We start from the raw sequence: 22,908 nt of genomic DNA, 5'->3' as shown, positions 1-22,908 counted from the left end.
CATGCCTATATTGTGCCGGACGAGCGCATGCGAATCCGCGCAGGGAGCACGCAATGGATGCCAAGACCTACCCCGTCACCCGCACCGATGCCGAATGGCGCGCGCTGCTCACCCCAGAGCAGTATGCCGTCATGCGCAACCATGGCACCGAGCGTCCCGGCAGTTGCGCTCTGCTCCACGAGAAGCGCGCCGGCACCTTCCGATGCGTCGGCTGCGACCAGCCGCTGTTCGAATCCAAGCTGAAGTTCGAGAGCGGCACGGGCTGGCCGAGCTTCAACGATCCGGTGCCGGGCTCGGTGGAGACGACGGTAGACCGCAGCTACGGCATGGTGCGCACCGAGGTGCATTGCGCGCGCTGCGGCAGCCATCTCGGCCATGTCTTCGAGGACGGCCCGCCGCCGACCTATCTGCGCTACTGCATCAACGGCGTGGCGCTGGATTTCGAGCCGGCGCAAGCGGATTGAGCGGGCACGCGGCCGTCCCGCTGCTGATTTCCATCAGAGGACAGGTGCGATGGCCCATTTCATCTGCGTGACCTGCGGCGTCCAGTTCGCCGAGAGCGAGACGCCGCCGGCCCATTGCCCGATCTGTGAGGACGAGCGCCAGTGGGTGCGCTGGGATGGCCAGGCCTGGACCACCGCGCAAGAGGTCGCGGAGAAGCACAGGCTGGCGATCCGCGAGGATGCGGGCGTGCTCGCCTTCGGCATCGAGCCGCGCTTCGCCATCGGCCAGCGCGCCCTGCTGGCCGAGACGCCGCACGGCAACGTCCTGTGGGACTGCATCAGCATGGTCACCGACGAAGCCGTGGCGGAGATCGAGCGGCGCGGCGGCCTCTCCGCGATCGCCATCTCGCATCCGCACTACTATTCGGTGATGGTCGACTGGAGCCGCGCCTTCGGCGGAGTGCCGATCCTTATCCATGAGGCGGACCGGCAATGGGTGATGCGCCCCGACCCGGTTGTGAACTTCTGGAGCGGCGAGCGCTTCGCCCTCAATCCCTCGCTGACGCTGGTGCGCTGCGGCGGCCATTTCGCCGGCGGGCAGGTCCTGCACTGGAAGCGCGGCGGCGGCGACGCGGTACTCTCCGGCGACATCCTGCAGGTCGCGCCGACGCGCCGGCGCGTCTCCTTCATGTACAGCTATCCCAACCAGATCCCGCTCAACGCCCGCGCCGTGCGGGCCATCGAGTCGGCGCTGGCAGGGTTCGAGTTCAAGGATATCTACGGCGCCTGGTGGGGCCAGAACGTTCTCGGAGATGGCAGGGCGGCGCTTGCCGCTTCGGTCGAGCGCTATCTCGCGGCGATCGCCGATTGACGATCAGATCAGCGTCGCGACGATCAGCCAGACAACTGCACCCATCTGGTAGGCGAAGGCGGTGCCGCCGCCCCGCCGCTCGGCGGTCCGCCACACGGCGAAGGTCAGGAACAGGTTGTAGGGCAGCGCCGCGAAATGCACGGCAAGCGCCGCCGGCAGCGGCAGCCCTGCCGCCAGCAGGATCAGCGACGCCGCGGTGGTAGCAAGGTTGATCGCAGTGCCGATCACCACCATGTCGCGCCAGAACAGCCGCTTCAGCGGCACATTTCCGCGCCAGCGCGCGGCGAAGAATCCGGCTAGCCCGGCTTTCGGGTGCCCGATGTCCTCGCCCGCTTCCATTTCGCGGCTCCCGCTCATCCGACGTTGAGGTCGCGCCCGGCGGAGCGGATCGACACGGAGAAGCCGGCGAGCACGTCGATCAGCGCGATCACCGTCAGCGTGAAGAACACGGGATGGGCGGCACCGCGCACCAGCAGGAATTCGACGAGGAAGGCCACGAACACGAAGGTCGACAGCAGATGGTCGATGATCGAGGCGTTCGTGCTGCGCGTCGATTTCATCATCTCGACGAACAGCAGCACCAGCGCGGCGACGACCAGCAGGTCGCCGGCCGACATGGTCCAGACCCCGCCCGACATCATGGTGGCCGAAAAGAGCTCTCCGCCGAACGGGTCGGCGCCGCTGCCGCCGAACAGGCCGGCGAGGCCGAGATTGTAGATCAGGAAGGGGATGATGAGCAGCGGGACCATGCCCAGCATGTCGGATCTCCTCGGCATCGACGGCCGGTATTTCGAGCCGCATGCTCCCGCCGTCAAGTCCGAATGCCGTCAGGCGGCCTCAAATACAAAAAGACCGGCGCGAGGCCGGTCCTTCGGACGTTCGCCTGGAAGAAAGCCTCAGCTTTCCTTCGGCTCCAGCACCTGGCGGCCGCGATACATGCCGGTCTTCAGGTCGATGTGGTGCGGGCGGCGCATCTCGCCGGAGTTCTTGTCCTCGACATAGGTCGGGGCCTTGAGCGCGTCGGCGGAACGGCGCATGCCGCGCTTGGACGGCGAGGTCTTTCTTTTTGGCACAGCCATGGACGTATTCCTTCGGTCAATGGGCCGGGCTGCTCAGGCAAAGGGAGCCGCGCGTTCCGGGCCGGAATGAGAAATCCGGCGAGCCTATACACGCGCTGAACGGCTTTGGCCAGCCTTCCCCGCTGCTTTTTTTGCCGCCGGATCAGCTCACGCAGTCCACATAGCCGCCGGCCCTGGCGGCGCGGCGCTGGATGAGATTGGCGACCCGTCTCAGCCCGGCCGACGGTTTTGCCGGATTGCGCATGACCGGATTGGGCAGGGTGGCCGTAAGTAGCGCCGCCTGCCGGGCGGTGAGATTCTTCGCCGAAACCCCGAAATGATGCTGCGCGGCCGCCTCGATGCCATAGATGCCCGGCCCCCATTCGGCGATGTTGAGGTAGATCTCCATGATCCGCCGCTTCGGCACGACCAGGTCGAAATAGCCGGCGAGCGGCAGTTCCACCACCTTGCGGACGAACGAGCGGCTGTTCCACAGGTAGAGGTTCTTCACCGTCTGCATGGTGATGGTCGAGGCGCCGCGTGTCGGCTCGCCGGCCAGCGCGTCGTTGACCACGCCGCGCAGCTCGCCGAAATCGATGCCGAGGTGACGGCAGAACTGGCCGTCCTCAGACATGATCACCGAGTTGACGAGCACCGGCGCCACGTCTTCGAGCGGCACCCAGCGCCGGTCGTAGCCCTGCAGGGTGACGAGGTCGGCAAGCATCAGCGTCGAGACCGGCCGGACGAAGGACGGCAAATAGAGGATTGTCAGCACCACCGGGATCAGCGCGACGATGACGGCGAACTTGGCGATGCGGCGCAGCCACAAGCCGATGCCGCGGCGTGAGCGGCTTGTGCCCTTCCCTGCCAGCTCCAATCCCTCGGTTTCCGGTTGAACGGTCTCGTCCAAGCCCACCCCGTCCTCGCTCGCTTCCTCCGGAATAAAGATGAGTTGCGGCGAGCGCAACGCCCGAAGCCGCCCGCCCGGCTTGACCGCCACCGTATATTGCCTAAACGGGGCGGCATGACGATCCCGCCTCCACTTTCCTTCGAAGAGCGTCTCGACCGCCGCGCCCGCGAGATCGAGGCGCTGCTCAGCCGGCTGCTCGACGACAAGGCGTCGGACGGCGAGATCGCCCGGCCGGCCGCCTTGCTTGCCGCCATGCGCCATGGGGTGCTCAACGGCGGCAAGCGCCTGCGCCCGTTCCTGGTGCTGGAAAGCGCTGCCCTGTTCGGCCACGACGGCGAGCCCGCCATGCGGGTCGCCGCCGCGCTGGAATGCGTCCACTGCTATTCGCTGATCCATGACGATCTGCCGGCCATGGACGACGACGATCTGCGGCGCGGCCAGCCGACGGTGCACCGCGCCTTCGACGAAGCGACCGCGATCCTGGCAGGGGACAGCCTGCTGACGCTGGCCTTCGACATTCTTTCCGACGTTCCGCCAGCCGCGCCGCGCGAGGCCGCGACGGCCGCAGCAAGGCAGCTGGAGCTGGTGCGCGGGCTGGCCCGCGCCGCCGGGCCGGGCGGCATGGCCGGCGGTCAGGCGCTCGACCTGCAGGCGGAGAAGACCGCCCCGAACGAGGCCGGCATCATCACGCTGCAGGCGATGAAGACGGGCGCGCTGATCCGCTATGCCTGCGAAGCCGGCGCCATCGTCGCCAACGCCTCCCCGGCCGACCGCGAGCGGCTGTCCGAGTTCGGTGCGGCGATCGGGCTTGCCTTCCAGCTCGCCGACGATCTGCTCGACGTCACCGCGACGGCGGAAGCCATGGGCAAGGCGACGCGCAAGGATGCCGCGGCTGGCAAGGGCACGCTGGTCGCCCTCCATGGGACCGATTGGGCGCGCCGGCAGCTTGGCGGGCTGGTCGCCCAGGCACAGGTCCTGCTGGAGCCTTATGGCGAGCGCGCCGCCGTGCTCAGCGCCGCCGCCGCCTTCATCGCCGACCGGGAAAACTGAACGGGGATCAGCCGACCACCCAGTCGAACGGCACCGCTTGCGTGGTCGGCACCATGCCAGGCTGAATGCCGCCGGTGCCACTCGCGCCTTTGACCGGCGGCATGTCGATCTGCGAGAGCGTGGCCACCAGCCGCCGATGCCCCGAATTTGCAACCGCCACCCAAGAAACAGTTTCCTGTCGCTCTGATCCCAGTCCCATTCGCCCTGGTCTCTTCCCGTTCGACAGAGCAGGCCAGCGTGCCCCACCAGGCGCACCGCGTCCGAAAGATCCACGTCAGAATGGCCCTGTCGGCACAGCCTCGCAAGTCCCGACCCGACTTGAAGGACAAAGGGCCGAGGCCGCCTCCCGAAACGGTTTCTTAAGGGGAATAAAGCGTAATCGACGCCGGGGCATTTTAAGCATTTCGGGGTTGGGCGTGCCGGGCTACGCGACATTCGTGCGATCGATCAGGACACGCTATCTCTCGGGGCTGGTGCTGTTCGCCGTCAGCACGGCCGCGATCATGATCCTGCTCGACAGCCTCAACGACTACCGACGCGACGTCGACCGGCTGGGGCTCGACCTTGCCGTGCTGGCGCGCGACCTGAACAGCGCCGCCGCCTTCGCCGAAGGCGCGAGCACCGCCTGGCGGGAGCAGACGCGGGCCGACCTGACCGCCGCCGCCGCCGGCCATGCGTCGCGGCTGGCCGTCGCCATCGACGTTCTCGACACGGAGCTCGACGGCGTTCGGCCGGACTTCTCTCCTGGCGTCGCCCGCGAGATCGACTCGGCCGCGGTCAACGGGGACCTGTTCTGGTCGGCGCGCGACATGGTGCGCAATCTCGGTCTGCTGGCTGGCGCCAAGCAGCTCGACGAATGGAGCTCGCGCGAGATCCGCAACCAGAACGCGCTGTTCGCCCAGCCTCTTCTGGCGCGGGCACGCGCCGCCCTGGACGCCGAGCGCAGCACCGTCGCGGCACATGCCGACCGGCTGCTCGTCTATTCGAGCCTGCTGATGCTGGGCGTGCTCGCCTTCGTGGCGCTCTGGATATTTCGGCCGATGGAGAACGCCATCCGCCGCGCCTTCGCCGAATCGGCCCGCTCGCTGGAGCTCGCCGAAGCCGCCGACCGCGCCAAGTCCGAATTCCTTGCCAATATGAGCCATGAGATCCGCACGCCGATGAACGGTGTGCTCGGCATGGCCGAGCTGCTGGCGAGGACCGATCTCACGCCGCGGCAGAAGACCTTCACCGACGTGATCGTGAAATCCGGCAACGCGCTGATCACCATCATCAACGACATCCTCGACTTCTCAAAAATCAATGCCGGGCAGCTGACGCTCGATCCCGCCCCCTTCGCCATCGCGGAGGCGGTAGAGGACGTGGCGACGCTCGTCTCGAGCCGGGTCGCGGAGAAGAACCTCGAACTGATCGTGCGCGTCGATCCGCGCCTGCCGACGCATGTCGTCGGCGATGCCGGCCGCTTCCGCCAGATCGTCACCAATCTCGTCGGCAACGCGGTAAAGTTCACCGAGCGCGGCCATGTGCTGGTCGACGTCTCCGGCGACGTCGTCGGCGGCACCGTGCAGATGAGGCTGCGCGTCGAGGACACCGGCATCGGCATTCCGGCCGAGAAGCTGCAGGGCGTGTTCGAGAAATTCGCCCAGGTCGACGGCTCGTCGACCCGCCGCCACGAAGGCACCGGGCTCGGCCTGGCCATCGCCGCCCGTCTCGTCGACCTGATGGGCGGCCGCATCGGCGTCGAGAGCGAGATCGGGCGCGGCTCGGTGTTCTGGTTCACGGTGTCGCTGCCCGTCCACGAGGCCGGCATCGCGGCCGATCCCGTCCCCGTCGACATCACCGGCGCGCGCGTCCTGGTCATCGACGACAACCCGGTCAACCGCGATATCCTGGTCGAGCAGCTGCGCAGCTGGGGGTTCGACTGCGCCGCGGCGGAGAGCGGCGCGATCGGCCTCGCCTTTCTCGATCGCGCCATGAAGCTCGGCGCCTCCGTCGACTGCATCATTCTCGACTACCAGATGCCGGGCATGAGCGGCAGCGACGTGGCGCGCGCCATCAGCGCCGACCCGCGGCTGGCGATGATTCCGGTGGTGCTGCTGACTTCGGTCGACCAGATCGATTATGCCAGGCTGATCGTCGAATACGGCATCGCCGCGCACCTCACCAAGCCGGCGCGCTCGGCGCAACTGCTCGGCACGCTGGTGGCGACCATCCAGAAGGCGCGAATGCGCGACGGCGTGCCGGCGCAGTTCGTGCGCGAGGCGCCCCCGCAGCCGCGGCGCGAAGCCGCCGCCTTCACCGTGCTGCGCGCCGCGAGTCCGGCCCAGGAGCTTCCGACGGCTTCTCCGGCCGTCCCCGTCGACATTCTGGTGGCGGAGGACAACGAGGTGAACCAGCTCGTCTTCGGCCAGATTCTCAGCGGCCTCGGCCTGACCTACCGCATCGCCGGCAACGGCCGCACGGCGGTCGAGATGTATCGCTCGCTCAACCCGAAACTCATCCTCATGGACGTCTCCATGCCGGAGATGAACGGCTATCAGGCCTGCTGCGCCATCCGCGAGATCGAGGCCGTCTCGGGCACCCGCATCCCGATCGTCGGCGTCACCGCCCATGCGCTCAAGGGCGACCGCGAAAAATGCCTCGACGCCGGCATGGACGACTACCTGCCGAAGCCGGTCTCGCCCGACCGTCTCGGCGCCAAGATCGGCACATGGCTCGGCGAGACGGCTATGGTCAGGACGGCCTAACGCCGGCGAGGCCGCCCTTCACCGGTTGCGCAGCACCACGCAGGCGCCGCCTGCCGAGCGCAGCGTCGCGCAGATGCGGTCGGCCACCGCGCGACTGTCGGCGCCGATGCGCACGGCATAGATGCCGCGCCGCCCGCGCGGGCTGCGCACCCGGCTGACCACCGGGTCGGCGCCCTTCAGCACGGACTTGAACCGAGCCGAGATCCGCTGCCACTGCCCGATCGCAGCGGCGCGGCGGAAATTGCCGGCCACCTGGATGCCCCACGGTTTCGTCACGATCGTCGCCATGGCGATCGTCCGGGCATAGATGGTCCGCATTTGGCGGCAGGCTTCGCCGAACGGCAGTTTCGGATCGAGCGGCCGCACCGTGCCGGCATAGTCGCGCGCGGTGAAGTTGTCGGCCGGCTCGCCCATGATGTCGAGCACGTACTCCTCGGTCTCGAGCGGCAGGAAGCCGCCCGAGGCGAGCCAGCGCGACACGCGGGTCTCGCCGGCATTGTAGGCGGCGGCCGCCAGACCGAGATTGCCGAAGCCGCGCTTCAGCTCGGCGAGATAGCGGGCCGAGGCGGGCAGCGCCTGCGCGATGTCGAAGGAATCGGCCAGCCCGCGCATCTTCGCTGTTCCCGGCATGAACTGCGCGATGCCCTCGGCGCCGACCGGGCTGACGGCGTTCGGATCGAAGCGGCTTTCCTTCCAGATCAGCCGGGCGAAGAAGTCGCTGGGCAGGCCGTTCGAGCGGGCATGCAGGTCGATCAGGTCGCAGATCCGGGCGGTGGTGACGACGCGCGACTTCGGCGGGTCGGCGAGGGCGGGGATGCAGGAGAGAAGGAGGGCAGCCGCACACGATGCCAATCCTTTGCCTGGCCTCGTCGCACCCCCCCCTGTCCTGCCGGACATCTCCCCCACAAGGGGGAAGATGGGCAGCTTCGGCGGTGCGGCTTCTTCTGCACCGCTAGCGATTGGCGAAACCGAAGCGGGCAGCCAATCTCCCCCCTTGTGGGGGAGATGTCCGGCAGGACAGAGGGGGGCGACGTAGGGCGCCGGAGGGCAAAGATCGCGCCCAAGCATCGACACGACGGACAAGACGGCCCGCCGCAGCACGGCTACTCCGCGGCCTGCCTGCCGCCCTGTCCGAAGCGGGCCTCGATATAGTCGGCGACCATCTTCTCGAACTCGGCGGCGATGTCGGCGCCGCGTAGCGTCGCCGCCTTGCGGCCGTCGATGAACACCGGCGCCGACGGCGTCTCGCCGGTGCCGGGCAGCGAGATGCCGATGTCGGCATGCTTGGATTCGCCCGGGCCGTTGACGATGCAGCCCATGACGGCGACCTTGAGCTCCTCGACGCCCGGATATTTGTCGCGCCACAGAGGCATGTTCTTGCGCAAATCGGCCTGGATGTTTTGCGCCAGCTCCTGGAACACCGTCGAGGTGGTTCGGCCGCAGCCGGGGCAGGCCGCCACCACGGGTACGAACTGGCGGAACCCCATGGTCTGCAGCAATTCCTGCGCCACCTGCACCTCGCGGGTGCGGTCGCCGTTCGGCTCGGGCGTCAGCGAGACGCGGATGGTGTCGCCGATGCCCTGCTGCAAGAGGATGCCCATGGCGGCGGACGAGGCGACGATGCCCTTCGAGCCCATGCCGGCCTCGGTCAGGCCGAGATGCAGCGCGTGATCGCTGCGCCCGGCGAGCGCGGTATAGACCGCGACCAGATCCTGCACGCGGCTCACCTTGGCCGACAGGATGATCTTGTCGCGCGGCAGACCGATCTCCTCGGCGGCTTGCGCCGACAGCAGCGCCGAGCGCACGATCGCCTCGCGCGTCACCTCGTCGGCGGTCAGCGGCGCGCCGGCCGCCTGGTTCTCGTCCATCAGCGCCGTCAGCAGCTCCTGGTCGAGCGAGCCCCAGTTGACGCCGATGCGCACCGGCTTGCCGTGGCGGATCGCCGTCTCGACGATGGCGCCGAACTGCCTGTCCTTCTTCTCCTTGAAGCCGACATTGCCGGGGTTGATGCGGTATTTCGCCAGTGCAACGGCGCAGGCCGGATGGTCGGCCAGCAGCTTGTGGCCGATATAGTGGAAGTCGCCGACCAGCGGCACGTTGAGGCCGAGCCGCTCCAGCCGCTCGCGGATGCGCGGCACGGCGGCCGCGCTCTCGTCGCGGTCGACGGTGATGCGCACGATCTCCGAGCCCGCCTTGGCTAGCGCGGCGACCTGCGCGACGGTGCCGTCCACGTCGGCCGTGTCGGTGTTGGTCATCGACTGCACCACCACGGGCGCCGCGCCGCCGACCGTCACGCCGCCCACGTCCACGCCGACGGAACGCCTCCGCGGCAGGGGAGAGGATTGATATCCGGTCATGGCCCGGCGCCTCGTGGGAAGATGGAACCGGCCATGAGGTGGCGGATGCCGGCTGCCTTGTCAATGGCGTGGGGTGCCGCAGGGTACGTCGGGGAGTGTGCGATGGGTGGCGCTCAGCGGCATGGTCGCGTTCGAAAACCACGATTCCAGGCCGCAGCGCCGGAAACGGATACGAGGTGGCGATCATGGCTTAAGCCGCCGGGTGGGGTTGTCGCCCAGCATCGCGGCGAGCCGGCTCGTGGCAATCGACGAGACGTGCGACCGCCTTCGCCGGACGCCGCCGCATGTGCGTCCTGAAATCCACCGCTTGCAGCTCGCCTGCAGCCTGGAGGCACCGTGAGGCGGCGGCTGGGATGACGGCCCGGACTCTTCGGTACCGCCTCAGCTCGGATGCAGCACCGCGCCGCCGCAGACGGAGATGACCTGTCCCGTCACGTAGCCGGAGAGGTCCGTCGCCAGGAATTCCAGCACGTTGGCGAGGTCCTCGGTCTGTCCGAAACGCCTGAGCGCGATGGCCTCGAGCTGCTCCGGCGTGCCGATCCCCATGGCGGGGTCGAGGCGCTTCAGCCGCTCGGTCTCGACGATTCCCGGCGCGATGGCGTTGACGCGGATGCCATAGGGGCCGAGTTCGGCGGCAAGCGCGCGGGTGAGATAGGCGACGCCCGCCTTGGCGGCGCCGTAGACCGCCAGATTGCCGCCTTCGAGCAGCGAGATGCCGGTCTGCGACGAGATGTTGACGATGACGCCGCTGAGCTGCGCCTTCATCGCCGGAGCGGCTGCCGCGCAGCAGAGCTGGGTGGCCTTCAGGTTGACGCCGATCAGGTAGTCGAAGCCGTCGGGCGTCGTCTCGGTCGCCAGCGTGCCGCTGCCGCGCGCCACCGCCACGCCGGCATTGTTGACCAGGACGTCGAGCCGCCCGAATGTTTCCAGCGTGGCGGCGACGAGGCGCTCCGCCTGCTCGGGCTGTCTGAGATCGCCCTCGACGCCGAGCGAGCGCCGCCCCAGCGCCTCGACCTCGGCCATGACGCTCGCCGCCGTCAGCGCCTCCCCGATGCGCGCCGCTCCCTGCAGGTTGAGGTCGGCGATGACGACGTCGGCGCCGAGCCGCGCCAGCCTGAGCGCATAGGCGCGGCCGAGGCCGCGCGCCGCGCCGGTGACGATCGCCACCTTCCCCTTCAGCGGTTCGGGCATCTCGAAGCTCCTCAGCGGTGGAACACGACGGACTGATCCAGCTCGGCGCGTCCGACCCGCGCCCTGTTGGCGGCCACGCCCTCGTCCTCGTAGCCAAACGAGATGCCGAAGATCAGCCGGTTGGTGGGCGGCAGGCCGAGATGTTCGCGGATGATGGTGGGGTAGAGGCTGAGCGCCCCCTGTGCGCAGGAGGCGATGCCGCGCGCCGTCATGGCGAGCATCAGCGTCTGCGCATAGATGCCGAGGTCGACCGCCTCGCGCTCCTCGAACGCGCCATGCATGAACACCAGCACGGCATGCGGCGCGCCGAAGAACGCCAGGTTGCGGCGATAGGCCCAGTCGCGGCGCGGCCGGTCATGGCGCTCGATGCCCATCGCCCCGTAGAGCTGGACCGCCGCGTCGACCTGGCGCTCGCGGTAGACGCCGGTGAACTTGCGGTCGGCGGAAAAATCCGGATCGGGCGGGATACCCGCCTCCGACGCGGCCACCATCCTTTCGCCGAGCCTGCGCAGGCTGTCGCCCGACAGAACATGCGCGATCCAGGGCTGGATGTTGCAGTTGGACGGTGCGGCCTGCGCAAGCTGGAAAACCGCGCGTATGGTCTGTTCGGGCACCTCGGCCGGGAGATAGCCGCGGACCGAACGCCGCAGCGCGATGGCGTGGTCGAGAGGCATGGCCGGCACGCTTTGGTTCATCGCATCCCGCTCCGCTCGGCGATCGCCATGCCGCGCCGGGCATAGGCTCCTGCCAGGAACCGGCCGACCCGCGCGGAATCCGGCAGCGTGCTGTTGCCCTGCACGCCGCGCACCGCGACGCCGGCGCTGCCGACGGCGCCGCGGAACATGGCGAAGACACGGTGGAAATCCGTCATCCGTTCCGAGCTGCCTGCATCGGCGTAGTAGGCGGCGAGATAGTCCTCTTCGGCCGGGATGCCGAGCCCGGCAAGATCCTCGCCGAGCAGGCCGCCGTTCTCGTCGGCGCCCATGTGCCAGGCCTGGGTGTTGAAGGCGACGTCGACCAGCGGATGGCCGAGCGTCGACAGCTCCCAGTCGAGCACGCCGGCGACGCGCGGCTCGGCCGGGTGGAACATGACGTTGCCGATGCGGAAATCGCCGTGGCAGAGCGCCAGCAACTCGCTTGCCGGAATGCGCGGCTCCAGCCAGGCGATCATCCGGTCGAGATCGGGATTGTCGTCGTCGCCCTTGCGATACTGCGCCCAAAGCTGCGACCAGCGGCTGATCTGGCGCCGGAAATAGTTGCCCTCGCGGCCGTAGTCGCCGAGACCGGCGGCGCGGAAATCCAGCCGGTGGATCTTCGCCATGGTCTGGCACATCGTTGCGTAGAGCGCCGCCCGCTCGGCCGCCGGCAATCCCGGCATGGCGTAGGCGGTGAACACCCGGCCTTCGAGCCATTCCATCAGGTAGAAGGGCGTGCCGAGCACCGACGCATCCTCGTGGTAGTGGTAGGCCCGCGGCACCGGGACGTCGGTCTGCGCCAGTGCCTTCAGCACGCGGAACTCCCGGTCGATGGCATGCGCCGACTTCGCCAGCTTCATGCGCGGCTGCTTGCGCAGCACCGCGCGCCAGCCGTCGGCGTCGACGAAATAAGTGGGGTTCGACATGCCGCCTTCCGTCGGCCGGATCGCCAGCGCGCCGATGGCGCGGCCGAGGAAGCCTTGCAGGAAGCCGCGTAGCGCGTCCGGCTCGAAATCCGGCGCGGCCGCGGGTGTCACGCGGGCGTTCACGAAGCCTTCCCGCCGAAGCCGAACAGCGCATGCGCGATCCGCCGCTTCTGCACCTCCTCGGAACCCTCGGTGATCTTGTAGCGGCGGTGGTGGCGGTAGATGTGCTCGAACGGCATGTGGCGGGAGTAGCCGAGCCCGCCATGCACCTGCATGGCGAAGTCGGCCGCCCGGCACACCAGGTCGTTGGCCTTGTAGTTGCAGATCGAGACCTCGTGCGAGAACGCGGCCGGGTCCTGCCGATCCATCTTCCAGGCGGTGCGGAAGATGTAGTTGCGCACCGTCTCGCAGTCTGCATGCAACTCGGCCAGCGGGAACTGGATCGCCTGCCGCCTGGCCAGGGGCTCGCCGAACAGCACGCGCTCCCTGGCGTAGTTGACCGCCTGCTCGATGCAGTAGCGTGCCGCGCCGGCGCTCGCTGCCGCCTGGCGGATGCGGTTCTCGTGGATGAACATCATGGCGATCTGCAGCCCTTCGCCCTCCTTGTGGAGGATGGCCGTATCGGGCACGCGCACGTCCTTCAGCTCGACCTCCGAATGGTCGGTCGGCATGTTGAAGGTCCAGTGGTTCATCACGATGGTGTGGCCGGGCGTGTCGGTCGGCACGATGAAGGCGGTGATGCCGCTCGCCTCGCCGTCCCTGCCGCCGGTGCGGGCGAAGACGAGGTTGGCCTCGGCCCGGCCGACCTGCGAGTTCCAGCGCTTGCGCCCGTTGATCACCCAGTGGGCGCCGTCCCGCACCGCGCGCGTCTCCAGCCAGGTCGCGTCCGAGCCGTGGTTCGGCTCGGTCAGCGCGAAGCTCAGATGCCGCCTGCCGGTGATGATGCCTTCGATATAGACCTTCTGGTCCTCGGTGCCGTAACGGGCGATGGCCGGCACGATCGGAAAGTTGCCGACGATCGAGGATTCGTCCTGCAGGTCGTTGTGCAGGCCGAGCCCCTTGGCGGCTAGATGCTCGCGGATGGCCGCGTTCATCAGATTGCCGGCCGCCTGGCCGCCGCAGCTTTCGGGCAGGCAGAGCCGCAGATGGCCGGCCTTGTCCGCCCGCCGTTCCATTTCGGCGATCAGCGCCCGCCAGGCGTCGGCCGGCCGGCCGTCCTCCTCCCAGTTGGTGCGCGCCCATTCGCGCCGGTGGTCGAAGAACTGCATGTTCTCGCGCTCCAGCGGCTTGATCTCGGCCTCGATGAAGGCATCGAGCTCGGCGAGCTTGTCGACGATCGTCCGCGGCAGGTCGAAATCCATCTTCACGCCTTTTTCATGGGAGAGGGGGCAGCCGTTCGGCGGGACGTCAGGCGTCGGCGTATTTCGCCGCCTTCTCCCGCAGCACGAATTTCTGGATCTTGCCGGATGCGGTGCGGGGCATGGCGTCGAGCACCTCGACGGCCTCGGGCCAGTACTGCTTGGCCGCGCCGCTCTTCTCCATCCACCGGCGCAGCTCGTCCATGGTGAAGGCGCCGCCGTCCTTCAGCACGACGAAGGCGCAGCCGCGCTCGCCCATGCGCTGGTCGGGATAGCCGACCACGGCCGCGTCGGCGACCCGCGGATGGCGGTAGAGGATCGATTCGATCTCGACCACCGGCACGTTCTCGCCGCCGCGGATGATGATGTCCTTGGTGCGCCCGTCGATGCGGATGTAGCCTTGCTCGTCCATGTAGGCGAGATCGCCCGAGTCGAACCAGCCTTCGGACCCGCGCCGGTCGAGGCCGGGCTTCCTGTAGTAGCCGAGGAACTGCTGGGCGCCGCGGAAATAGAGCCGCCCGGTCTGCCCGGCGGGCAGGGGCTCCAGGTTTTCGTCCGCGATGAGCACTTCGACGCCGTCCACCGGCCGGCCGTCGCTCGACACGGATTTCACCGAGGCACGTTCCGGCTCTGTGAGCGAGCCGCCGAGGCTTTCGGTCATCCCCCAGCACGAGGAGACGTTGAGCCCCAACAGCTTTCGGGCGTTCTCGATGATGACGGGCGGGATAGGCGCGCCGGCGCACAGGAACGTGGCCAGCGGGGCTTTCTGCGCGCCTTCTTCGATCAGACGAACGATGTCGGCGAGGAACGGCGTCGCGGCCGCCATGTGGGTGATGCCCTCGCGTGCCATGATCGCTACGCCGGCCTTGGGTTCCCATATGTCGGGGAAGACGACGGTGTTGCCATGGTACAGCGCCTGGACCATCACCGCGGCATAGCCGGTCATGTGGCCGAAAGGGGTGGACCCGAAATGGATCACGTCGTTGCCATGACCGAGACGGGTGCCGAGCGCCTTGGCGCAGGCGACCAGCGTGTTGAATGCGTGCATGACACCCTTGGGCTCGCCCGTCGTGCCGGAGGTGTACATCAGCACCGCCATCTCGTCCGGTGCCGGCGGGGTGCCGGCGGAGGCAGGGACGGGTGTCGCGCCGGAATTCATCACCAGCCCGTCAAAGGAGCGCGCAGCTTCGCCATCGACGACAATGATGTGCTGCAGCTTCGGCAGCTCCGCCTTGAGGCCGTCGAGCATCTTTTCGAAGTCATGGCCCCGGAACGTTTTCGGGATGAGGATGGCCTTGGTGTCGGCGAAGCCCAGCATGAAGCGAAGCTCGCGTTCCCTGAAGATGTGCATCAGCGGATTGCACACCGCGCCGATGCGCGCCAGGGCATAGGCCGAGACCACGAACTCCCACCAGTTGGGCAGCATGAGCGCCACGATGTCGCCCTTGCCGATGCCCATCGCCCGGAAGGAGCCCGCTGCCTTGGCGACCGCGTCGCCGAGCTCCCGGTAGGTCATCGTCTTGGCCGGAGCGTCGAAACCCTTGTCCATGCGGTAGGCGACCAGCGCCTTCTTGTCCGGATTCCGGGCAATGGCCGCCTCCAGCAGATCGTCGAGCGTCTTGTCCTGCCACCAGCCCTCGGCCCGCATCCGCTTTGCGTGGGCCGCGAAATCGAAGCCTTCGGCCATGCCTGTTCCTCCCGATATCCCGAGCGGCCGGCTTCCTCTCTCCAGCCGCGCGGTACATTATAGTAATCTAGGTTATCATACAAAACCACATGAAATTGGAATCCGTCAAGCGGGAGGGGCACGGCGGTCCGGATGGAGGGCAGGAGATACCTAATAGATGAACTTCCCGGCCGGATGCGTCGCCGAAATCCCCCCGTCGACCGGGATGAGCTGACCGTCGACGTAGGCGGCGTCGTCGGAAGCAAGGAAGGCGACGACGGCAGCCATATCCTCGACATGGCCCGGCCGCTGCATCGGCGTCAGCCTGCCGAGCCGGTCTTCCTTGCCGTTGTCGCGCGCCCAGTCGAACATCGGCTTGGTCAGTCCCGTCTCGGTCAGGCCGGGAAGGATGGCGTTGACGCGCACCTTCTTTCCGGCGAAGGCGCAGGCGGCCGTCATCGTCAGGTGGTTCACACCCGCTTTCGCCGCGCCGTAGGCCTCGGTGCCGCCGCGGGCGCGCAGCGACCCGGTGGACGAGTTGAGGATGATCGAGCCGCCGCCGTGCTCGGACATGTACCTGCCCGCCAGCTTGCAGGCGACGAAGGCCGTCACGACGTTGTCGCGGAACATGCCTTCCCATTGCGCCACGCTCTGCTCCAGGAACGGTTTTACCGAATCCGTGTTGCCGGCATTGGCGAAGAAGATGTCGAGGCCGCCCAGCTCTCCGACGCACAGCTCGATCGCGGCACCGATCCCTGCCTCGTCTGCTGCGTCGGCCACATGGTGGATGCAGGTGCCGCCCGCCTCGCGCGCCGCATGCACGGTCGCCTTTAGCGGATCCTCGCGCCGGCCGACGACCAGCACGCTGGCGCCTTCGGATGCCAGGCGCAGCGCGCTGGCGCGCCCGATGCCGCTGCCGCCGCCGGTGATGATCGCGCGGCGCCCGTCCAAACGTCTCATGGCTGTCCTCCCGTCGCCGGGCAGACCATGCCCGTGTTGCGGAATGCTATTGTAAGGTACGTAAGATGAAAGTAAACTAGCTATACATTTTCCGGAAGGAGAAGCGATGATGGGAAAGCTCGACCATATCGGCATCTTCGTGGAGAGCCTGGAGCGGGCGGTTCCGTTCTACGAGACGCTGATCGGCCGCGGCGCCCCGGTCATCCGCGAGGTCCCGGAACTCGGCCTGCGGCTCGCCTTCTTCACCCGGCAGGGCGGCGAGATCGTCGAGCTGGTCGAGGCTTCCGGCAGGACGGAGATGAAGCATGGCGACGTCGTCGTCGCCCTGGAAGTCGACGACCTCGAAGCCGAGATCGCCAGGCTCCAGGCGGCCGGCATCAAGGCCTACCACCAGAAGCCGACCGACAACCTGCCGCTGCATCGCGGGTGGATCACCAAGGGCGACGGCCACGGCACCATCATAGAGCTCTGTCCGAAGGGGGAGGTGGCCCGCTTCGTCGCCGGGGGCGCAGGCGGCGCGGTCGCCGGCTGAGGACGTCCGCTACAGGTCCCGCCGCGCAAGCGAGCGGCAAACCATCCGACCAGGGAGTTCAGCGCATGACCGGACCACTCGCCGGAGTGAAAATCGTCGAGCTGGCCGGGCAGGGACCAGCGCCCTTCGCCGGCGCGCTGCTCGCCGATTTCGGAGCCGACGTGGTACTGGTCGACCGTCCGCCGGGATCGGGCTGGGCGCCGCAGGTACCGCGCAAATACGACTTCTACATGCGCAACAAGCGCTCCGTCGGCCTTGACCTGAAGGCGGAGCGCGGCGTCGCCACGGCCAAAGCGCTGATCGGCAAGGCCGACGTTCTGATCGAAGGCTACCGGCCCGGCGTCATGGAGCGGCTGGGCCTCGGGCCGGCGGAATGCCTCGCCCTCAACCCGCGCCTCGTCTATGCCCGCATGACCGGCTGGGGCCAGGAAGGGCCGATGGCCCAGGAGGCAGGCCACGACATCAACTATCTCGCCCTCACCGGGGCCCTGCACGCGATCGGCCCCGCCGGTACGCCGCCGCCTCCGCCGCTCAACCTCGTCGCCGATCTCGGCGGCGGCGCCATGTTCCTGGTCGCCGGCATTCTGATGGCACTGATCGAGGCCGGGGCGACGGGCAGGGGTCAAATGGTGGACTGCGCCATGCTGGACGGCGTCGCGCAGCTGATGTCGGCCTTCCAGGCGTTCCGCCAGCAGGGAAGCTGGTCGGAGAACCGCCAGGACAACATTGTCGACGGCGGCGCGCCGCATTACGGCACCTACGCGACGAGCGACGGGCTTTACATATCGGTCGGCGCCATCGAGCCGCAGTTCTACGTCAATCTCGTCAAGGTGCTCGGGCTCGATCCCGCGCAACTGCCGGACCGCGACGACCGGCGCAACTGGCCGCTGCTGCGGCAGCGCTTCGAAAAAATCTTCGCCACCAGGACGCGCGCCGAATGGGAAGAGCTGATGAAAGGCCGCGACGCCTGCGTCGCGCCGGTGCTGTCGATCGACGAGGCGTGGGATCATCCACAGATGCAGGCGCGGCAGACATTCGGACAGATGGGTGGGCTGCGCTACCCGGCGCCAGCGCCGCGGCTGTCGGGCACGCCGGGACGTCTGCGCAATCCGCCGCCGGAGCCTGGCGCCGACACCGCCGCGGTGCTGGCCGACTGGGGCGTAGCGGCCCCCGCGGCGCGGTGACGAGGCAGCCAGGACATCCGGTCCGATAAACCGGTCCGCCGGCAGATCGGCAGCGGGATCAAGCCGCACCGGGAAATGATCATCAGCAAAATACGCTAGCATATTTTTCATTGGCACATACAATTAGATACGCTAATGTACGATATGCTGCCGATGCTGAGGCGGCAAAGCCTCGCCGGTGTCAGGCGCGCCGAGGCATCTCGAAGTCGAACGGAAATCAGAACCCTTGGTGAGGGAGGAAGCACTATGGCGTTCGTGAATGTGAAGGCGGCCCTGTCGGGGCTCGCCGCGGCGGCGGCAATGGCCGTGCCGGCGCTGGCCGACGTGAACATCGGCTATCTCTCCGACATGTCGGGCCCGACATCGGTGCTGACGGGGGAATCCAGCCAGCGCGCCATCGAGATGGCGATCGCCGATTTCGGCGGCGAGGTGAACGGCGAGAAGATCGTGCTCACGGTCGCCGACCATCTGTCGAAGCCCGACGTCGGTCTCGGCATCGCCCGCGAATGGGTCGACAAGGGCGACATCGACCTCCTGTTCAGCGTCGACCAGTCGGCGGTAGCGCTGGCCGTCTCGGACCTCGTCCGCGACAAGAACATCACCTTCCTGCACGGCGCCTCGAGCGCGGCGCTGACCAACGAGAAATGCGGGCCGTATCAGGTCCAGATGATCCTCGACACCTATGGGCTGTCGCGCGCCATCTCGATGCCGCTGGTCGCGACCGGCCACAAGAAATGGTACTACATCTCCGTCGACTATGCGCTCGGCCACGACCTGCAGGCCAAGGGCGAGGCGGCGGTCGCCGCGGCCGGCGGCGAGATCGTCGGGTTGGCACGGCACTCGCCGCAGACCACCGACTTCTCCGCCTTCCTGCTCGAGGCCCAGTCCAGGGGTGCCGACACCATCGGGCTCGCCACCTTCGGTTCCTGGCAGATCGCCGTCGCCAAGCAGGCGCAGGAATTTGGCCTCAGCATACCGCTCGCCCCCTATTTCCTCGGCGACACCGACATCAAGGCCGCCGGCCTCGACAGCCTGCAGAACGTGTCGAGCGCGATTCCCTTCTACTGGGACCAGAACGACAAGACGCGCGCATTCGCCAAGCGTTACCAGGAGCGCTACAGCCGGCCGCCGACCTTCCCCAACGCGATGCACTACGAGTTCATCACCCATTACCTCAACGCGGTGAAGGCGGTGGGCAGCACAGATGCCGCCGCGGTCGTCGCAAAAATGCGCGAGACGCCGATCCGGATGATCAACGGCGACACCGCCACCATCCGCGAGGACGGGCGCACGCTGCGGCCAATGTATTCCTTCATCACCAAGACGCCGGCGGAAAGTTCCGGCGACTGGGATTTTCTGAAGATCACCGGCACCATCCCCGCCGACACGCTGGCCCCGCCGCTTTCCGAGAGCAAGTGCCCGCTGGTCAAGGGCTGACGTCGTCGACGGCGCGGGTCGGCGTTGCCGGTCCGCGCCGGACGGAGCCCGACGTCCCGCCCGACGGGGCGGCACGGGTATGAAGACCGGGGAGGAACGGTTGAAGGACGCGGTACTCGAGGTTCGGGGCATCACCAAAAGGTTCGGCGCCTTCAGGGCGGTGGACGGTGTTGACCTCGACATTGCCGAGGGTGAGATCCATGCTCTCATCGGCCCCAACGGCGCCGGCAAGACGACTTGCTTCAACCTGTTGACCGGAAACCTGTCGCTGACGGCGGGCGAGATCAGGTTGCGCGGCGAGGTGATCTCCGGCCTGCCGATGGACGCCATCGCCCGCCGCGGCCTGGTGCGTTCCTACCAGATCTCCTCGATCTTCCCGGACTTCACGGTGCTGGAAAACCTGCGCTTCGCCCTGCAGCGCAAACGCCGCGGCAATTTCGATTTCTGGCGCTCGGAGCGGCATCTCCACACCCTCGACGGGCGCGCCCTCGAGCTTCTGGAACAACTCGGCCTCGCCGAGTGGGCGGAGATGCGGGCCGGCGACCTGCCCTACGGGCGCAAGCGGGCGCTGGAGATCGCCACGACGCTCGCCCTCGATCCGCAGGTGCTGCTGCTCGACGAGCCGACTTCCGGCATGGGGCGCGAGGACATCGGCCGCGTCGCCGATCTGATCCGCAAGATCGCCAGGGGCCGCACCGTCATCATGGTCGAGCACAATCTGCCGGTCGTCGAGGGGCTCTGCGACAACGTCACCGTGCTCGCCCGCGGGCAGGTGATCGCGCGCGGCACCTACAGCGAGGTGTCCGCCGACGCCAGGGTCGTCGAGGCCTATCTGGGGACGGCCCATGCTTGAGATCCGCGGCCTCCACGCCTGGTACGGCGACAGCCACGTCCTGCACGGGCTGGCGATGGACATCCCGCGGGGCCGCGTCGTCTCGCTGCTCGGCCGCAACGGCGCCGGCAAGTCCACCACCATGCGCACCATCATGGGGCTGCTCGGCAAGGCGACCGGCGAGATCAATTGCAACGGCGTCAACCTCCTGAAGCTGCGCCCCGACCAGATCGCCCGCAAGGGCATCGCGCTCTGCCCCGAGGACCGCGGCATCTTCCCCTCGCTCACCGTGACGGAGAACCTGTTCCTGCCGCCGGTGGTAGCGGCGGGCGGCATGGACATCGCCAGCATCTACGCGCTCTTCCCCAACATCCGCGAGCGCGGCGCCAGCCGCGGCACGCAGCTCTCCGGCGGCGAGCAGCAGATGCTGGCGATCGCCCGCATCCTGCGCACCGGCGCCCGCCTGCTGCTGCTCGACGAGCCGACGGAAGGGCTCGCCCCGGTCATCGTCCAGCAGATCGCGCGGGTCATCCGCGAGATCAAGGAGCTCGGCTACACCGTGCTGCTGGTCGAGCAGAAGGCGCATTTCGTCGAGAGCCTCGCCGACATCCACTACCTCATCGAGAACGGAACCATCGTCGACCGGCTGGAGAGCGCGGAATTCGCAGCCAGCCGCGATCGCGTCGAACGGCTGCTGGCCGTCTGAGGAGGAGCGCATGTTCGAACTCGACCTCAATCTCATCCTAGGCCAGATGGTGCTCGGCCTGGTGAACGGCGTCTTCTACGCCATCCTCTCGCTCGGCCTGGCGATCATCTTCGGCCTGCTCGGCGTCATCAATTTCGCGCATGGCGTGTTCTTCATGCTCGGCGCCTTCGCCGCCTATCTGCTCGCCCAGACTCTTGGCATCGGCTACTGGGGCGCGCTGCTGCTGGCGCCGCTGATGGTCGGCGCGCTCGGCCTCGTCGTCGAGGTGGCGCTGATCCGCCACCTCTACCGGCTCGACCATCTCTACGGGCTGCTGCTCACGCTCGGGCTGGCGCTGTTCGTCGAGGGTTTCGTCCGCATCGTCTTCGGTCCGCAGGGCCTGCCCTACGAGGTTCCGCCCAGCCTGCGCGGCGCCATCGATCTCGGCTTCATGGTCCTGCCCTATTACCGCGCCTGGGTGGTGGCGGCCGGCATCGTGCTGTGCCTCGCCACCTGGTTCGTCATCGAGCGCACGCCGCTCGGTGCAAAGCTGCGCGCCGCCACCGACAATCCGCAGCTCGTCCAGGCCTTCGGCATCAACGTCCCGGTCATGCTGACGCTGACCTATGCCGCCGGCGTGGCGCTGGCGGCGGTCGGCGGCGTGATGGCGGCGCCCATCATGTCGGTCGACCCGGCCATGGGAACCAGCATCGTCATCGTCGTCTTCGCCGTGGTGGTCATCGGCGGCATGGGCTCGATCCTCGGCTCGATCGTCACCGGCCTCGGCCTCGGCCTGCTCGAAGGCCTCGCCAAGGCGGTGTTTCCGCAGGCCTCCTCGACCGTCATCTTCGTGGCGATGGTGATCGTGCTGGTCCTGCGCCCGCGCGGCCTCTTCGGGAAAATGGCATGAGCGGCCCAGACGCAACCACCATGGACAAGCCGGCCGTTTCCGCGGCGGCGTCGCGCCCGGCGCAATTTCTCGGCTTCACGCCGGCGCGCGCCATCTTCTTCCTGCTGTTCGCGGCCTTCGTCGTGGTCGCGCCGGCGCTGCTCTATCCGATCTTCCTGATGAAGGTGTACTGCTTCATCATCTTCGCCTGCGCCTACAACCTTTTGCTCGGCTACACCGGGCTGATGAGTTTCGGCCATGCCGCCTTCTTCGGCATGGGCGCCTATCTGTGCGGCTACGCAGCCACCCGCTGGGGGCTGCCGTTCGAGCTGGCGGTGCTGACCGGTACCGGCACCGCGGCGCTGCTCGGCCTGCTGTTCGGCTGGATCGCCATCCGCCGCACCGGGCTCTACTTCGCCATGATCACGCTGGCGCTGGCGCAGATGGTCTATTTCGTCGCGCTGCAGGCGCCGTTCACCGGCGGCGAGAACGGCATCCAGTCGGTGCCGCGCGGCTCGGTCCTCGGCATCGTCGACCTGTCGTCCAACACCGCGCTCTACTGGACCGTGTCGATCGTCGTGCTGGCGGTGTTGGCCCTCTACAACCGCATCGTCCACTCGCCCTTCGGGCGGGTGCTGCGCGCCATCCGCAACAATCCCGAGCGCGCCATGTCGCTCGGCTACGACGTCGACCGCTTCAAGATCGCCGCCTTCACGCTCTCGGCGGCGCTGTCGGGCTTCGCCGCCTCGCTGAAGACCGTCGTCTTCGGCATCGCCACGCTCACCGACGTCTCCACCGTGGTGTCGACCGAGGTGGTTTTGATCAACCTCGTCGGCGGCATCGGCACGATCTTCGGGCCGGTGGTCGGCAGCTTCGTCATCCTGTCGCTGGAGCATTTCCTGGCGCCCTACGGACCGTGGGTGCTGCTCCTGCAGGGTCTCGTCTTCATGCTGTTCGTGCTGGTCTTCCGCCAGGGCATCGTCGGCGAATTGCAGAAACGGCTGCGGGTCGGGCTTTGAACCGGCGCTTTCTCCAGCCTGGGTTCCTCGCCCCCACGAAGTGGGGGAGAGGTGGCGAGCCCGGAGGGCGAGACGGAGAGGGGGTCTTCTCCGCGTCA

Annotated in this window: 24 protein-coding genes; 11 read left to right on the top strand and 13 right to left on the bottom strand. The window is 67.9% G+C overall.

Annotated features, from left to right (window positions below; genetic code table 11):
- Positions 1-53 precede the first annotated feature (53 nt).
- Together msrB and AC5JDC_RS11775 are read left to right on the top strand one after the other, a co-directional pair.
- Positions 54-464, top strand: coding sequence for a peptide-methionine (R)-S-oxide reductase MsrB (msrB, locus tag AC5JDC_RS11780; RefSeq protein WP_495841513.1), 411 nt, complete (start codon positions 54-56; stop codon positions 462-464).
- A gap of 49 nt (positions 465-513) precedes the next feature.
- Positions 514-1,314: an MBL fold metallo-hydrolase gene (locus tag AC5JDC_RS11775; protein WP_495841512.1), complete on the top strand. Its 801-nt coding sequence runs from the start codon at positions 514-516 to the stop codon at positions 1,312-1,314.
- Between the two features lie 3 nt (positions 1,315-1,317).
- Here the strand turns inward: AC5JDC_RS11775 and AC5JDC_RS11770 are convergent, their stop codons facing one another.
- The 4 genes from AC5JDC_RS11770 to AC5JDC_RS11755 all read right to left on the bottom strand — a co-directional run bounded on the left by AC5JDC_RS11770 (position 1,318) and on the right by AC5JDC_RS11755 (position 3,282).
- Positions 1,318-1,653, bottom strand: coding sequence for a hypothetical protein (locus tag AC5JDC_RS11770; RefSeq protein WP_495841511.1), 336 nt, complete (start codon positions 1,651-1,653; stop codon positions 1,318-1,320).
- 14 nt (positions 1,654-1,667) lie between these two features.
- The gene (locus AC5JDC_RS11765) at positions 1,668-2,072 is read right to left on the bottom strand and encodes a hypothetical protein (RefSeq protein ID WP_495841510.1); all 405 of its coding nucleotides are present in this window, start codon (positions 2,070-2,072) and stop codon (positions 1,668-1,670) included.
- Between the two features lie 138 nt (positions 2,073-2,210).
- Positions 2,211-2,393: a 50S ribosomal protein L32 gene (gene rpmF / locus AC5JDC_RS11760; protein WP_006203806.1), complete on the bottom strand. Its 183-nt coding sequence runs from the start codon at positions 2,391-2,393 to the stop codon at positions 2,211-2,213.
- A gap of 142 nt (positions 2,394-2,535) precedes the next feature.
- A complete protein-coding gene (locus AC5JDC_RS11755; protein ID WP_495841533.1) occupies positions 2,536-3,282 on the bottom strand; it encodes a biosynthetic peptidoglycan transglycosylase in 747 nt (248 codons plus the stop codon).
- Positions 3,283-3,396: 114 nt separating this feature from the next.
- Here AC5JDC_RS11755 and AC5JDC_RS11750 point away from each other — a divergent pair, with 114 nt between their 5' ends.
- A complete protein-coding gene (locus AC5JDC_RS11750; protein WP_495841509.1) occupies positions 3,397-4,332 on the top strand; it encodes a polyprenyl synthetase family protein in 936 nt (311 codons plus the stop codon).
- Positions 4,333-4,339: 7 nt separating this feature from the next.
- Here AC5JDC_RS11750 and AC5JDC_RS11745 read toward each other — a convergent pair whose 3' ends face one another.
- On the bottom strand, positions 4,340-4,492 hold the full coding sequence (locus AC5JDC_RS11745) for a hypothetical protein (protein WP_495841508.1): 153 nt from the start codon (positions 4,490-4,492) through the stop codon (positions 4,340-4,342).
- Between the two features lie 256 nt (positions 4,493-4,748).
- On the opposite strand from AC5JDC_RS11745, the gene AC5JDC_RS11740 reads away from it, so the two are divergent.
- Complete coding sequence (locus AC5JDC_RS11740) at positions 4,749-7,079, top strand: response regulator (protein ID WP_495841507.1); 2,331 nt, start codon at positions 4,749-4,751, stop codon at positions 7,077-7,079.
- Positions 7,080-7,097: 18 nt separating this feature from the next.
- On the opposite strand, the gene AC5JDC_RS11735 is transcribed toward AC5JDC_RS11740, so the two are convergent.
- The 8 genes from AC5JDC_RS11735 to AC5JDC_RS11700 all read right to left on the bottom strand — a co-directional run bounded on the left by AC5JDC_RS11735 (position 7,098) and on the right by AC5JDC_RS11700 (position 16,232).
- Positions 7,098-7,931, bottom strand: coding sequence for a lytic transglycosylase domain-containing protein (locus tag AC5JDC_RS11735; RefSeq protein WP_495841506.1), 834 nt, complete (start codon positions 7,929-7,931; stop codon positions 7,098-7,100).
- A gap of 251 nt (positions 7,932-8,182) precedes the next feature.
- The gene (gene ispG / locus AC5JDC_RS11730) at positions 8,183-9,436 is read right to left on the bottom strand and encodes a flavodoxin-dependent (E)-4-hydroxy-3-methylbut-2-enyl-diphosphate synthase (RefSeq protein ID WP_495841505.1); all 1,254 of its coding nucleotides are present in this window, start codon (positions 9,434-9,436) and stop codon (positions 8,183-8,185) included.
- Positions 9,437-9,817: 381 nt separating this feature from the next.
- A complete protein-coding gene (locus AC5JDC_RS11725) occupies positions 9,818-10,627 on the bottom strand; it encodes an SDR family NAD(P)-dependent oxidoreductase (protein ID WP_495841504.1) in 810 nt (269 codons plus the stop codon).
- Positions 10,628-10,638: 11 nt separating this feature from the next.
- Positions 10,639-11,322, bottom strand: a complete 684-nt coding sequence (locus AC5JDC_RS11720; RefSeq protein ID WP_495841503.1) for a nitroreductase — start codon at positions 11,320-11,322, stop codon at positions 10,639-10,641.
- The gene (locus AC5JDC_RS11715) at positions 11,319-12,371 is read right to left on the bottom strand and encodes a phosphotransferase family protein (protein ID WP_495841502.1); all 1,053 of its coding nucleotides are present in this window, start codon (positions 12,369-12,371) and stop codon (positions 11,319-11,321) included. Before AC5JDC_RS11715 ends, AC5JDC_RS11720 begins: the two co-directional genes overlap by 4 nt.
- The gene (locus tag AC5JDC_RS11710; RefSeq protein WP_495841532.1) at positions 12,368-13,609 is read right to left on the bottom strand and encodes an acyl-CoA dehydrogenase family protein; all 1,242 of its coding nucleotides are present in this window, start codon (positions 13,607-13,609) and stop codon (positions 12,368-12,370) included. The genes AC5JDC_RS11715 and AC5JDC_RS11710 overlap by 4 nt, the downstream gene beginning before the upstream one ends.
- Before the next feature lie 46 nt (positions 13,610-13,655).
- Positions 13,656-15,293, bottom strand: coding sequence for an AMP-binding protein (locus tag AC5JDC_RS11705; protein ID WP_495841501.1), 1,638 nt, complete (start codon positions 15,291-15,293; stop codon positions 13,656-13,658).
- A gap of 150 nt (positions 15,294-15,443) precedes the next feature.
- Entirely contained in the window at positions 15,444-16,232 is a 789-nt protein-coding gene (locus AC5JDC_RS11700) for an SDR family NAD(P)-dependent oxidoreductase (RefSeq protein ID WP_495841500.1), read from the bottom strand.
- A 106-nt stretch (positions 16,233-16,338) separates the two neighbouring features.
- On the opposite strand from AC5JDC_RS11700, the gene AC5JDC_RS11695 reads away from it, so the two are divergent.
- The 7 genes from AC5JDC_RS11695 (at position 16,339) to AC5JDC_RS11665 (ending at position 22,810) form a co-directional block, all read left to right on the top strand.
- Positions 16,339-16,764, top strand: coding sequence for a VOC family protein (locus AC5JDC_RS11695; protein ID WP_495841499.1), 426 nt, complete (start codon positions 16,339-16,341; stop codon positions 16,762-16,764).
- Between the two features lie 65 nt (positions 16,765-16,829).
- Positions 16,830-17,948 carry a CaiB/BaiF CoA transferase family protein gene (locus tag AC5JDC_RS11690; RefSeq protein WP_495841498.1) on the top strand — a complete coding sequence of 373 codons (1,119 nt, stop codon included), beginning with the start codon at positions 16,830-16,832 and terminating at the stop codon, positions 17,946-17,948.
- 246 nt (positions 17,949-18,194) lie between these two features.
- Positions 18,195-19,385, top strand: a complete 1,191-nt coding sequence (locus AC5JDC_RS11685) for an ABC transporter substrate-binding protein (protein ID WP_495841497.1) — start codon at positions 18,195-18,197, stop codon at positions 19,383-19,385.
- 79 nt (positions 19,386-19,464) lie between these two features.
- On the top strand, positions 19,465-20,238 hold the full coding sequence (locus AC5JDC_RS11680; protein WP_495841496.1) for an ABC transporter ATP-binding protein: 774 nt from the start codon (positions 19,465-19,467) through the stop codon (positions 20,236-20,238).
- Positions 20,231-20,923 carry an ABC transporter ATP-binding protein gene (locus tag AC5JDC_RS11675; protein WP_495841495.1) on the top strand — a complete coding sequence of 231 codons (693 nt, stop codon included), beginning with the start codon at positions 20,231-20,233 and terminating at the stop codon, positions 20,921-20,923. Before AC5JDC_RS11680 ends, AC5JDC_RS11675 begins: the two co-directional genes overlap by 8 nt.
- A 10-nt stretch (positions 20,924-20,933) precedes the next feature.
- Complete coding sequence (locus AC5JDC_RS11670) at positions 20,934-21,812, top strand: branched-chain amino acid ABC transporter permease (protein ID WP_495841494.1); 879 nt, start codon at positions 20,934-20,936, stop codon at positions 21,810-21,812.
- A complete protein-coding gene (locus AC5JDC_RS11665; RefSeq protein ID WP_207771018.1) occupies positions 21,809-22,810 on the top strand; it encodes a branched-chain amino acid ABC transporter permease in 1,002 nt (333 codons plus the stop codon). Before AC5JDC_RS11670 ends, AC5JDC_RS11665 begins: the two co-directional genes overlap by 4 nt.
- Positions 22,811-22,908 lie beyond the last annotated feature (98 nt).

The organism is Kumtagia sp. (assembly GCF_059502445.1).
This window is presented reverse-complemented; position numbering and strand designations above follow the sequence as displayed.